Source organism: Pseudomonas sp. SIMBA_041 (assembly GCF_046535095.1).
GTDB classification, from domain to species: Bacteria; Pseudomonadota; Gammaproteobacteria; order Pseudomonadales; family Pseudomonadaceae; genus Aquipseudomonas; species Aquipseudomonas mucoides.
Window position 1 is genome coordinate 649929 of record NZ_JAWRXJ010000001.1, and the last position, 12238, is coordinate 662166.

Genomic DNA, 12238 nt, shown 5'->3' on the forward strand with positions numbered 1-12238 from the left:
ACGAATTTTTCTGGAGTTAAGTTTCCATGGCCAAGATCGCCCCGCAATTGCCAATCGAAGTCGACAGCGAAACCGGTGTCTGGACCTCCGACGCCCTGCCAATGCTGTACGTACCGCGTCACTTCTTTGTGAATAACCATATGGGCATCGAGGAAGTGCTGGGCGCCGAAGCCTACGCCGAAATCCTTTACAAGGCCGGCTACAAATCCGCCTGGCACTGGTGTGAAAAAGAAGCCGAATGCCACGGCCTGGAAGGCGTCGCGGTGTTCGAGCACTACATGAAGCGCCTGTCGCAACGCGGCTGGGGGCTGTTCAAGATCCAGGACATCGACCTCGACAAAGGCACTGCCAGCGTCAAGCTCGAACACTCGGCGTTCGTCTACGTCTATGGCAAGGTCGGGCGCAAGGTCGACTACATGTTCACGGGCTGGTTTGCCGGTGCCATGGACCAGATTCTGCAAGCCCGCGGCAGCAAGATCCGTACGGTTGCCGAGCAAGTCTACGGTGGCTCCGAAGAAGGCCACGACGACGGTTTGTTCACCGTCAAGCCGTTGTAAGTCGAGGACCCTGCCATGGCTTTCGAAGCAATGTTCCAGCCGATCCAGATCGGCAAACTGACCATCCGTAACCGCGTGCTCAGCACCGCGCACGCCGAGGTCTACGCCACCGACGGCGGCATGACCACCGACCGGTACGTCAAGTATTACGAAGAGAAAGCCAAGGGCGGGATCGGCCTGGCGATCTGCGGCGGTTCCTCCAGTGTGGCCATCGACAGCCCGCAAGGCTGGTGGAAGTCGGTCAACCTGGCCGACGACCGGATCATTCCGCATTTCCAGAACCTGGCCGATGCCATGCACAAGCATGGCGCCAAGATCATGATCCAGATTACCCACATGGGCCGTCGTTCGCGCTGGGACGGCGAGCACTGGCCAACCCTGCTGTCGCCGTCGGGCATCCGTGAACCGGTGCACCGCGCGACCTGCAAAACCATCGAGCCGGAAGAAATCTGGCGGGTGATCGGCAACTACGCCAGCGCCGCGGCGCGGGCCAAGGCCGGTGGCCTGGATGGCGTCGAACTGTCCGCCGTGCACCAGCACATGATCGACCAGTTCTGGAGCCCACGCGTCAACAAACGTACCGACGAATGGGGCGGCAGCTTCGAGAACCGCATGCGTTTCGGCCTGGAAGTCCTAAAAGCGGTACGCAAGGAAGTCGGTCCGGACTTCTGCGTCGGCATCCGTCTGTGCGGTGATGAATTCCACCCGGACGGCTTGTCCCACGAGGACATGAAACAGATCGCCAAGTACTACGACGACACCGGCATGATCGACTTCATCGGTGTCGTGGGCTCGGGTTGCGACACCCACAACACCTTGGCCAACGTTATCCCCAACATGAGTTATCCACCGGAGCCGTTCCTGCATTTGGCGGCCGGTATCAAGGAAGTGGTCAAGGCCCCGGTCCTGCACGCGCAGAACATCAAGGACCCGAACCAGGCGACCCGTATTCTGGAAGGCGGTTACGTCGACATGGTCGGCATGACCCGTGCCCACATTGCCGACCCGCACTTGATCGCCAAGATCAAAATGGGCCAGGTCGACCAGATCAAACAATGCGTCGGCGCCAACTACTGCATCGACCGTCAGTACCAGGGCCTGGACGTGCTGTGCATCCAGAACGCCGCGACCTCCCGTGAATACATGGGCGTGCCGCACATCATCGAGAAGTCGACCGGTGTGAAGCGCAAAGTCGTGGTGGTCGGTGCCGGTCCTGCCGGGATGGAAGCGGCGCGCGTGTCGGCGGAACGTGGCCACGACGTGACCCTGTTCGAGAAGAAAGAATTCATTGGCGGCCAGATCACCACCGCTTCGAAAGCCCCGCAACGGGACCAGATCGCCGGTATCACCCGCTGGTTCCAGCTGGAGCTGGCACGTTTGAAAGTCGACCTGCGCCTCGGCGTGGCGGCGGATGCGGCGACCATTCTCGACCTGCGTCCGGACGTGGTGGTACTCGCTGTCGGCGGTCATCCGTTCCTGGAGCAGAACGAGCATTGGGGCGCGGCTGAAGGCCTGGTGGTCAGCAGCTGGGACATCCTCGACGGCAAAGTGGCGCCGGGCAAGAACGTGCTGGTCTACGACACCATTTGCGAGTTCACCGGGATGTCGACCGCCGACTTCCTCGCCGACAAGGGCAGCCAGGTTGAGATTGTCACTGACGACATCAAGCCGGGCGTGGCGATTGGCGGCACCTCGTTCCCGACGTACTACCGCAGCATGTACCCCAAAGAAGTGATCATGACCGGGGACATGATGCTGGAGAAGGTCTACCGCGAAGGCGACAAGTTGGTGGCGGTGCTGGAAAACGAATACACCGGCGCCAAAGAGGAGCGGGTGGTAGACCAGGTCGTCGTCGAAAACGGCGTGCGTCCGGACGAAGAAATCTACTACGCCCTGAAGGAAGGCTCGCGCAACAAAGGCCAGATGGACATCGAAGCCCTGTTCGCGATCAAGCCGCAACCTTCGTTGAGCGAGGCGGGCGATGGCTACTTGCTGTTCCGCATCGGCGACTGCGTGGCGCAACGCAACACCCATGCGGCGATCTACGACGCGCTGCGGTTGTGCAAGGATTTCTAACGGCTTGCACATGACCCTGTGGGAGCGGGATTGCCCGCGATAGCGGTGGGTCAGTCAATGCAGATGTGACTGACAAAATGCAATCGCGGGCAAGCCCGCTCCCACAGGAACCGAGTCAGGCATCTCGACCTGCAAGACCCCGAGGTCTTTGGGAGCTCCACCATGTTGAACACCCTTCTTCCAATCCTGTTGTTCGCCGCCCTGGGCCTTGCGGTCCTGGGCGCGTTGCGGCGGGTGGCCATGTGGCGCCGGGGCCGAGCCTCGAAGGTCGACCTGATCGGCGGCCTGTTCGCCATGCCCAAGCGCTACATGGTCGATTTGCACCATGTCGTCGCGCGGGACAAATACATCGCCAACACCCACGTCGCCACGGCCGGTGGTGCGGTGGCGTCCATTGTGTTGGCGATTCTGGTGCACGGTTTCGGCCTGCATAACCGCATCCTCGGTTACGCGCTGCTGTTGATGACGGCCGTGATGTTCGTCGGCGCGATCTTCGTTTACCTGCGTCGACGCAACCCGCCGGCGCGCTTGTCCAAAGGCCCGTGGATGCGCCTGCCGAAAAGCCTGTTGGCGTTCTCGGCATCGTTTTTCCTGTTGACCCTGCCGGTCGCCGGCATCCTTCCGGAAAACTTCGGTGGCTGGCTGGTGACGGCGATCCTCGGTGTCGGCGTGCTGTGGGGCGTTAGCGAACTGTTCTTCGGCATGACCTGGGGCGGGCCGATGAAGCACGCCTTCGCCGGTGCCTTGCACCTGGCCTGGCACCGTCGCGCCGAGCGTTTTAACGGCGGCCGTTCCACCGGTTTGAAACCGCTGGACCTGAACGATCCGACTGCGCCACTGGGCGTGGAAAAACCCAAGGATTTCACCTGGAACCAACTGCTCGGCTTCGACGCCTGCGTGCAGTGCGGTAAATGCGAAGCCGCGTGCCCGGCCTATGCCGCCGGCCAGCCGCTGAACCCGAAAAAACTGATTCAGGACATGGTCGTCGGCCTGGCCGGTGGCACCGATGCGAAATTCGCCGGTAGCCCGTATCCAGGCAAAGCCATTGGTGAGCACGCGGGCAATCCGCATCAACCGATCGTCAACGGTCTGGTGGACGCTGAAACCCTGTGGTCCTGCACCACTTGCCGTGCCTGCGTCGAGGAATGCCCGATGATGATCGAGCACGTCGACGCCATCGTCGACATGCGCCGCCATCTGACTCTGGAAAAAGGCGCGACCCCGAACAAGGGCGCCGAAGTCCTGGAAAACCTGATCGCCACCGACAACCCGGGCGGCTTTGCGCCGGGCGGGCGGATGAACTGGGCGGCGGACCTGAACCTGACGTTGATGAGTGAGAAGACATCCGTCGATGTGCTGTTCTGGGTCGGCGACGGCGCCTTCGACATGCGCAACCAGCGCACCCTGCGCGCCTTCGTCAAAGTGCTGAAAGCGGCCAAGGTCGACTTCGCGGTGCTCGGCCTGGAAGAGCGCGACAGCGGTGACGTGGCCCGGCGTCTGGGCGACGAAGCAACGTTCCAGCTGTTGGCCAAACGCAACATCCAGACCCTGGCCAAATACAGCTTCAACCGCATCGTCACCTGCGACCCGCACAGTTTCCACGTGCTGAAAAACGAGTACGGTGCCTTCGACGGTAACTACCTCGTGCAACACCACAGCACTTACATGGCCGAAATCATCGGTGCTGGCGTCCTGAACCTTGGTCAGCACAAAGGCAGCAGCGTGACCTATCACGACCCGTGCTACCTCGGCCGCTACAACGGCGAATACGAGGCACCGCGTGAAGTGCTGCGTGCCCTCGGCATCGAAGTGAAAGAAATGCAACGCTCCGGTTTCCGCTCGCGCTGCTGCGGCGGCGGTGGCGGCGCGCCGATCACCGACATTCCGGGCAAGCAACGGATCCCCGACATGCGCATGGAAGACATCCGCGAAACCGGCGCCGAGCTGGTGGCCGTGGGTTGCCCACAATGCACCGCGATGCTCGAAGGCGTGGTCGAACCGCGTCCGCTGATCAAGGACATCGCCGAACTGGTGGCCGACGCGTTGCTCGAAGATGCCGCACCAAGCAAACCGGCTGCACCGGCCCAACGTGAACCTGCGGAGGCCCACTGATGAGCGACATTATCCGCCGCGACCCCCGCGCCGAATGGATTGCCCGTAACCGCTTGCACCCGCTGCACGCGGCCATGCAACCGGCGCAACACAGCTGGATGGGGCCCAACGGGGTCATCCGCAAGAATCTGCACGGCATCGGTTTTATCGGTCCCAACGGGATCAAGCGCATTGACCGCAGTGGCGCTCAGCAGGGCGGCGCGACCAAGCGCACGGCTGCTGTTGAAGTGCAATTGCCGCTGCATCAAGTGCCGGCACCGGCGTTCTACATCAGCGTGGTGCCGGACATGGTCGGCGGCCGCCTGAGCAGCCACGACCGCGACTTGCTCGGCCTGGCTCATCAGTTGGCCGGCACGGACGGTGCGGTGTTGGCCGTGGTCTTCGGTGAACACAAGGAAAACGCCTTTGCGACGGCGGGCGTTGATCGCTTGCTGGTGCTGGAAGGCGAAGAATTCAGCGGTTATGCACCGGAACAACGAGTCCAGGGCCTGCGGGCTGTGGATAACCAGTTCAACCCACGTCATTGGTTGTTGCCGGACAGTCGTAGCGGTGGCGGTGAACTCGGTCGGCGCTTTGCCGCCGCACTGGGCGAACGCCCGGCCACGCGGGTCTGGCAGGTCAAGGACGAGGAATGCATCGGCCGCGCCGGTGCGGGGTTGCAAGACCTTGCGCGCCCGGTTGCACGCTTGATTCTGGCGGCGGCCGAATGCGCCGAACCGGTCAGCGAAACCCGTCACGAAGCACTGCCGGTGGAGTTATCCACAGCCGTGGCACGTAGCCTGTCGCGCATCGAAGACTTGGGCGCGGTAGCGGTGGACCCGGCGGCCATTCCCATGGCCGAAGCCGAGTTCATCTTCTCCGGCGGCAACGGGGTCAAGGACTGGGGACTTTTCCACAGGACCGCCGAGGCGCTGGGCGCCACCGAAGGCGCGTCCCGTGTGGCGGTGGACGATGGGTTCATGGCGCGCGACCGTCAGGTCGGCGCGTCCGGCACCTGGGTCACCGCACGGGTTTATGTGGCGGTGGGCATTTCCGGGGCAATCCAGCACCTGCAAGGCATCGGTGCCTGCGACAAGGTGGTGGCGATCAACCTCGACCCTGGCTGCGACATGATCAAACGGGCCGACCTGTCGGTGATCGGCGAGAGCGCCGAGATTCTTCAAGCCTTGATCGATGCGGTAGCGGCTTACCGCAACGACGCCAAGCGCGATGCGGCTTAAGGGAAGGAAAGGGTTATGAGCACGAAAATCATCAGCCTGGTGTCCATCGGCGCCCACCCGACCTCCGGCCGGCCACGTCGCGCGGAGCAGGATGCGCGAGCGGTGGAACTGGGCCTGCAACTGGCTGGGGATCACCTGCAAGTGCTGCATGCCGGCGACGTCGCGGAACCGGCGCTGCGCGCTTATCTGGGTATGGGCCTGGAGCAATTGCATGTGCTGGAACAACCGTCAGGCGCCGATGCCTTGCCGGCGTTGACCGCTTATTTGCGCGATGCCGGGGCGCAAGTCGTGCTGACCGGCAGTCAGGCGGAAACCGGTGAAGGCTCGGGCATGTTGCCGTTCCTGCTGGCGGAAAGCCTCGGCTGGCCGCTGGTGGTCGGTTTGGCGCAGGTGGAATCCATCGACGGCAATTCGGCGCTGGTGCTTCAAGCCTTGCCGCGGGGTCAACGTCGTCGTTTGAAAGTGCGTCTGCCGTTTCTCGCGACGGTGGATAACGCTGCGCCGAAGCCTCGGCAAAGCGCTTACGGCCCGGCGCGACGGGGTGTGCTGCAAGCCGATGAAGTCGAAGTGATCGACGATGAACTGTTGGCGGTCGCCACGTTGCAACCGGCCAAACCCCGGCCTAAACGCCTCAAGGTGATCAAGGCCAAGAGCGGCGCCGACCGGATGAAAGCGGCGACAGCCAAGGCCAGTGGCGGCGGCGGGCAGGTGCTCAAAGGCGTTACGGCGCAAGCGGGGGCCGAGGCCATTCTCAAGTTACTGATCGAAGAAGGCGTGGTCCGCTAACCGATCACCCCCACACCTCTAAAACTGTAGGAGTGAGCCTGCTCGCGATCGCGGTGCTTCAGTCGACATTTATCTTGAATGTCCGTCCGCCTTCGCGAGCAGGCTCGCTCCCACAAGGAAAAACAATGACTGTTGAATTTCGTTCGGCCCTGCGCGCGGATGCGCGGGAGATTGCTCGCTTGTTCCAGATTTCATCAGAGGGCGCTTCGGATTACATCTGGAGCCAGATGGCAGAGCCCGGCCAGGACCTGTTGGACGTTGGTGCCCTGCGCTATGCCCGCGACGATGTGGACTTCTCCTGGCAAAATTGCCTGATCGCCGAGGCAAACGGGGAGGTCATCGGGATGATGCACAGCTACGTGATGCGCCATGACCCGATGGCGGCGCCCGTCACCGACCCGGTACTGGCGCCGTACGCCACCCTGGAAATCCCCGACACCCTCTACATTTCCAGCCTGGCGCTGCATGAGGGCTGGCGGAACCAGGGCCTGGGCAAACAATTCCTCGCTTACGCCTACGACCGCGCCAACCAGTTGGGCCTCAATGGCCTGAGCCTGATCGACTATGCGGCCAATACCGGCGCCCGGCGGTTTTACGAGCGGCATGGCTTCCGTATCGTCGACACCTGCCAGATCACGCCCCACCCGATGATCCGGGTCACAGGCGAAGCCTATCTGATGTACCGGCCGTAGGGCTGCCTTCCGCCCTACCGCTCGGTGAACTACAGTTTTGCTGTGCGCTGGTTAAGGGTGCAGCACGGTTCACGGAGCTTTCAGACGTTCAGCGCTGAGTCGTAAAACCCGTTTTCAGGCGTGGGTTGAACATGAAGGCGTTGCGTTGGCGTGCGGCCTGGTTGCTCTGTGGGGTGATGTGCGTGCCGGCCGGGTTGATGGCGGCTGCCAACACTGAAGCCGATCAGGATTTTTATCAGTGGCTGGAGTCGGACCAAGGGCAAACAGCCTCCTTGGCCCAACTGCGCCAGCGCTGCGACAAGGTCGTGGACGCTACAAACAATCTCAACTGTTCAGTGTCCGTGTTCGCCCGCATGTTCGAGGCCAAAGCCGCCAATCAATTGCCTGATTACTATCTGGCAATCAAGCGCCGCCATGCTCAGGCCATTGCGAGTGACCCCGAGCTCAACGTCCTGTTCTCCATGTTTGGCCGTCAATCGATCGCGACCCTGCGCGCGGTCGGCGATTTTTCGGTGTCCAGCACCAAACGGCATGAAGTCCTTACGGTTTATCCGCTCCCCAGTGACGGTTACATCACGGACGAAGTGCTGCCGTACATCGACGTCAAAGCTGCCAATGGCGTCTCTTCACGCTTTATTGTCGATACCGGCGCACCGCAAACCCGGGTCAACGCCGAAACTGCGAAGCGCATGGGCATCACGCTGTTAACCGACTCCCATTACGGCTACAGCACGTTTTATGGCGAACATGACCTGTCGGCCAAGCTCGGGGTTTTTCATTCGTTGACGGTCGGCGGGAGCGAGTTTCGCAACGTCCTGGTGTTTGTCAGTGACCGGGATAACTTGTTAGGACTGGATCTGGTCGGCAAGCTGGGGCGTTTGAAGCTCACGAAAAAAACCCTGGAACTCAACGCGCAACCTCCCGCGCGGTGCGATTCGCCGGTGACCTATTCGCGCGCAGACATCAATCAACGACTGACCATTGCTGCACGGCTGGATCGTCGGGCGACGCTGGCGATTCTTGATACAGGTAATGTGGATTACTTGACGTCGGCCTCACCCGGTGACTTGCCTGTTCACGTCGCCGAAAACTCGCGACACCAGACGTTCAAAGGCGAGTTGGATTTGTCTGGCGACGTCCGGGCAATCACCTACAAATACTATCCAGGCTTCACCATTCCTCCGTCTTTGGTGTTCGGGCAGTACGTGCCTTCGATTTTGCTCGGGTGGCGGGCATTCAATGACTATGAATTGAACCTGGACCCGCTTTCGGGGCGCTCGTGCCTGAATAAAACCTGATTTACCCACAAAGCCTGTTAGCGCTTCTGTGGATAACGTGTTCGCCCCTCGCTACGACCTATGCAAATCAAGGCCTGTAAGCCTTCGTACAAAAAACAACCAACCTAACGTGCGGTTTTTACAGGCTTTTTGCGGTGGATAAGGTTTCTCACTGTTCAATACTTGCCCCCAATCTCTGTTGGCGCTTCTGTGGATAAGATGTTTGCTAACCGCTACAAGCTATATAAACCGGGCTATTCGGGTGCTTGGTTAAAAAATGATCAAATCATGGGTTTGGACCGCTAAACATGCCGAATACCCCTATTTATCGCGGCTTTCAGCGGTTTTCCACAGATGTGCAGAAGTTGCCCCCAAAGTCTGTTGGCGCTTCTGTGGATAAGGTGTTTGCCATCCTCTGCAGGCCACGTAGAACGTGCCCCACAAGCTTTCGATCAAAAAATAACCAGCGACTGTTAAAAACCAGGCTTCTGGATAAGTCACGGATTTTCTTCGGTTTATGTGGAGAAAGTTTTGTGTAAAACCACACTTGTCCCCAATAGCTGTGGGTGGAGGTGTGGATAACTTGTTTGTGGAAGGCTGGGAGGTGCGTAGGGCATAGCGCTGAACGGAATAGATCATATTTCGTACAGTTCTGAATCGGGGAAGGGGTATCGGGGGCGGGGAAGGATGGGTTGTTGGGGAGGGCGCCATCGCGAGCAGGCTCGCGCCTACATTTGATCTGTGTCGGTCACAAATCCCTGTAGGAGTGAGCCTGCTCGCGATGCTTTTAGCTCTGTCAGCCTTGAACAGGAACGCCTTTGAGGTACGGTGCCGGCTCAGCCCCGAGGTTGTTCAGCAAACGCTCGCTGTACCAATCCACAAAGTTCACCACGCCAAACTCATAGGTCTTGGAGTAAGGCCCAGGCTGGTACGCCGTGGAGTTGATGCCGCGCTGGTTTTCTTCTGCCAGACGACGGTCCTGGTTGTTGGTTTCATCCCACACTTTGCGCATGCGTTCTACGTCGTAGTCCACGCCTTCGACTGCGTCTTTGTGCACGATCCACTTGGTGGTGACCATGGTTTCCTGAGCGCTGATCGGCCACACGGTGAAGACGATGATGTGATCGCCCATGCAGTGGTTCCACGAGTGCGGCAGGTGCAGGATGCGCATCGAGCCCAGGTCGGGGTTCTTGATGCGGCCCATGAGCTTGGCGCAGCCCTGTTTGCCGTCCATGGTCATCGACACGGTGCCTTTGAGCAGCGGCATGCGCACGATACGGTTACGCAGGCCGAAACTGGCGTGGGCGTACGGGATCTTCTCGGCTTCCCAGGCAGCGGCGGAGGCGGCGACGTGGTCCTTGAAGGCCTGGTCGGCGCGCGGGTCGGTGACGTCGTCCCATTCCAGCAGGGTTTTCAACAGTTCCGGGTGCGATGCGTTGCAGTGGTAGCACTCGCGGTTGTTTTCCAGCACCAGTTTCCAGTTGGCTTTTTCGTACAGGTTGGTCTGGATCGCCACCTTGGTGTTTTCCATGTCGTACGGTTCCATGTAATGGCTCAACGTCGACAGGAAGTCATCAATGGCCGGCGGGTTCTCCGACAGGCTGATGAAGATGTAACCACCGGCGGTCTTCACGTTCACCGGTTTGAGGCCGTACTGCTTCATGTCGAAGTCGGCGCCCATTTCGGTGCCGGCGAACAGCAGGCGGCCGTCCAGTTCATACGTCCACTGGTGGTAATGGCAGACCAGTTTGGCGACCTTGCCTTTTTCACTGGTGCACAGACGCGAACCGCGGTGGCGGCAGACGTTATGGAACGCATGCACCACGCCGTCGGCGCCGCGAATCACGATGATCGGGTTCTTGCCGACTTGCAGGGTCAGGTAGTTGCCCTTGGTCGGGATCTCGCAGGTCATGCCGGCGATCAACCATTCTTTCTGGAAGATTTCCTGCATGTCGATATCAAACAGCCGCTCGTCAGAGTAAAACGGCTGCGGCAGCGAGAAAGTCCGCTCGCGCTCTTGCAGCATCTGCGCGGTGGCCTTGCGTGCGGGTTCCAGTGGATCGCCCAGGCTCAGGGTAGTGGTGACGTCCATCGTGTATTTCCTCAAGGCCATCTGCGTGGCCGCGAAAGTGGCTGATCAGGTTTGCTACGCAAGGTGTAAAGGATGTGTCTTGGTATGGGGCGAGTGTGGGGCCGGCGTTGCCCGGAACCTTATCTACGAGCGACATGGCCCACTCTGTTCCCGACGCGCAACCCCCGGTAGTTGGGGCTTGGTCGCGATAAGTATGTGAATGTCGCAGATAGGTAAATGGGTGGTTCGCACGTTACGCAGAATCGCCAACATAAGGCCGAGCATCGGCGGTGGAGAACAGCATGTCCAACAGCTTCCTGAATCCGGTAACGACCCAGACCTGGGCCAATGGTCGTCACATCGTCCGTTGCGTCAAAGTCATCCAGGAAACCTGGGATGTGCGCACCTTCTGCTTTATGGCTGACCAGCCGATCCTGTTCTTTTTCAAGCCGGGGCAGTTTGTCACCCTGGAGCTGGAAATCGACGGCGTGCCGATCATGCGCTCCTACACCATTTCCAGCTCGCCATCGGTGCCTTACAGCTTCTCGGTGACGATCAAGCGCGTGCCCGGCGGCAAGGTCTCGAACTGGCTGCACGACACTCTGCATGAAGGTCAGGAGCTGGCGGTGCATGGCCCGGTCGGGCTGTTCAACGCCATGGACTTCACCGCGCCGAAGGTGCTCTACCTCAGCGGTGGTGTCGGCATCACGCCGGTCATGTCCATGACGCGCTGGTTCTATGACACCAACGGCAACGTCGACATGGTGTTTATCCACAGCGCCCGCTCGCCCAAAGACATCATTTACCACCGCGAGCTGGAACACATGGCGTCGCGGATCGACAACTTCAGCCTGCACCTGATCTGCGAGAAGCATGGTCTTGGCGAACCGTGGGCCGGTTATCGCGGTTACCTGAACCACAAGATGCTCGAATTGATGGCGCCGGACTTCCTCGAACGCGAAGTCTTCTGCTGCGGCCCGACGCCCTACATGAATGCGGTGAAGCGCATGCTCGAGACCGCCGGTTTCGACATGTCGCGTTACCACGAGGAATCGTTCGGTGCGACGCCACCGGAAGCCCGCGCAGACGCCGTGGAGCAAGCCGAGCAAGCAGCGGATGCACCGGAAATCGACGTGGCAGACCTGCATCAGGTGGAATTCACCGCCTCCGGCAAAAGCATTCGTGTGGCGCCGGGCGAAACGGTGCACGCGGCTGCGGCCAAGCTTGGGCTGTTGATACCGAAAGCGTGCGGGATGGGGATTTGCGGTACGTGCAAGGTGATGAAGCTGGGTGGCGAGGTCGAGATGGACCACAACGGCGGGATTACCGAGGAAGACGAAGCCGAAGGGTTCATCCTGTCGTGCTGCAGCGTGCCGAAGGGCGACGTGCGTATCGAGTTCTAAACCTGTGGGAGCGAGCTTGCTCGCGATAGCGGTGGATCAGTCAA

General features: G+C 60.5%; 9 protein-coding genes. 8 read left to right on the top strand and 1 reads right to left on the bottom strand.

Going from position 1 to position 12238, the window contains the following annotated elements; translation table 11 throughout:
• Positions 1–26 precede the first annotated feature (26 nt).
• From SB725_RS03050 to SB725_RS03080, 7 genes are all read left to right on the top strand, one after another.
• A complete protein-coding gene (locus SB725_RS03050) occupies positions 27–557 on the top strand; it encodes a DUF5943 domain-containing protein (RefSeq protein WP_007947752.1) in 531 nt (176 codons plus the stop codon).
• 15 nt (positions 558–572) lie between these two features.
• Positions 573–2633 carry a dimethylglycine demethylation protein DgcA gene (gene dgcA / locus SB725_RS03055; protein ID WP_027926654.1) on the top strand — a complete coding sequence of 687 codons (2061 nt, stop codon included), beginning with the start codon at positions 573–575 and terminating at the stop codon, positions 2631–2633.
• A 162-nt stretch (positions 2634–2795) separates the two neighbouring features.
• Positions 2796–4745, top strand: coding sequence for a dimethylglycine demethylation protein DgcB (gene dgcB / locus SB725_RS03060; protein WP_410921247.1), 1950 nt, complete (start codon positions 2796–2798; stop codon positions 4743–4745).
• Positions 4745–5965 (top strand): electron transfer flavoprotein subunit alpha/FixB family protein, encoded by a 1221-nt coding sequence (locus SB725_RS03065; RefSeq protein WP_027926656.1) that lies wholly within the window; start codon positions 4745–4747, stop codon positions 5963–5965. Before dgcB ends, SB725_RS03065 begins: the two co-directional genes overlap by 1 nt.
• 15 nt (positions 5966–5980) lie before the next feature.
• Positions 5981–6751 (top strand): electron transfer flavoprotein subunit beta, encoded by a 771-nt coding sequence (locus SB725_RS03070; RefSeq protein ID WP_194940430.1) that lies wholly within the window; start codon positions 5981–5983, stop codon positions 6749–6751.
• A 125-nt stretch (positions 6752–6876) separates the two neighbouring features.
• Positions 6877–7443, top strand: coding sequence for a GNAT family N-acetyltransferase (locus SB725_RS03075; RefSeq protein WP_027926658.1), 567 nt, complete (start codon positions 6877–6879; stop codon positions 7441–7443).
• Positions 7444–7574: 131 nt separating this feature from the next.
• Positions 7575–8741, top strand: a complete 1167-nt coding sequence (locus tag SB725_RS03080; RefSeq protein ID WP_410921248.1) for a retropepsin-like aspartic protease — start codon at positions 7575–7577, stop codon at positions 8739–8741.
• A gap of 775 nt (positions 8742–9516) precedes the next feature.
• Here the strand turns inward: SB725_RS03080 and gbcA are convergent.
• Positions 9517–10812, bottom strand: coding sequence for a glycine-betaine demethylase subunit GbcA (gbcA, locus tag SB725_RS03085; protein WP_027926660.1), 1296 nt, complete (start codon positions 10810–10812; stop codon positions 9517–9519).
• Positions 10813–11093: 281 nt separating this feature from the next.
• Between gbcA and gbcB the strand changes: the two genes are divergently transcribed.
• Positions 11094–12194 (top strand): glycine-betaine demethylase subunit GbcB, encoded by a 1101-nt coding sequence (gbcB, locus tag SB725_RS03090; protein ID WP_027926661.1) that lies wholly within the window; start codon positions 11094–11096, stop codon positions 12192–12194.
• The last annotated feature ends 44 nt before the right edge of the window (positions 12195–12238 follow it).

What these genes read in the sequence shown, in the direction of transcription:
- SB725_RS03050 (WP_007947752.1), top strand. Translation starts at nt 27, where the DNA reads ATGGCCAAGATCGCCCCGCAATTGCCAATCGAAGTCGACAGCGAAACC.
- dgcA (WP_027926654.1), top strand. Translation starts at nt 573, where the DNA reads ATGGCTTTCGAAGCAATGTTCCAGCCGATCCAGATCGGCAAACTGACC.
- dgcB (WP_410921247.1), top strand. Translation starts at nt 2,796, where the DNA reads ATGTTGAACACCCTTCTTCCAATCCTGTTGTTCGCCGCCCTGGGCCTT.
- SB725_RS03065 (WP_027926656.1), top strand. Translation starts at nt 4,745, where the DNA reads ATGAGCGACATTATCCGCCGCGACCCCCGCGCCGAATGGATTGCCCGT.
- SB725_RS03070 (WP_194940430.1), top strand. Translation starts at nt 5,981, where the DNA reads ATGAGCACGAAAATCATCAGCCTGGTGTCCATCGGCGCCCACCCGACC.
- SB725_RS03075 (WP_027926658.1), top strand. Translation starts at nt 6,877, where the DNA reads ATGACTGTTGAATTTCGTTCGGCCCTGCGCGCGGATGCGCGGGAGATT.
- SB725_RS03080 (WP_410921248.1), top strand. Translation starts at nt 7,575, where the DNA reads ATGAAGGCGTTGCGTTGGCGTGCGGCCTGGTTGCTCTGTGGGGTGATG.
- gbcA (WP_027926660.1), bottom strand. Translation starts at nt 10,812, where the DNA reads ATGGACGTCACCACTACCCTGAGCCTGGGCGATCCACTGGAACCCGCA.
- gbcB (WP_027926661.1), top strand. Translation starts at nt 11,094, where the DNA reads ATGTCCAACAGCTTCCTGAATCCGGTAACGACCCAGACCTGGGCCAAT.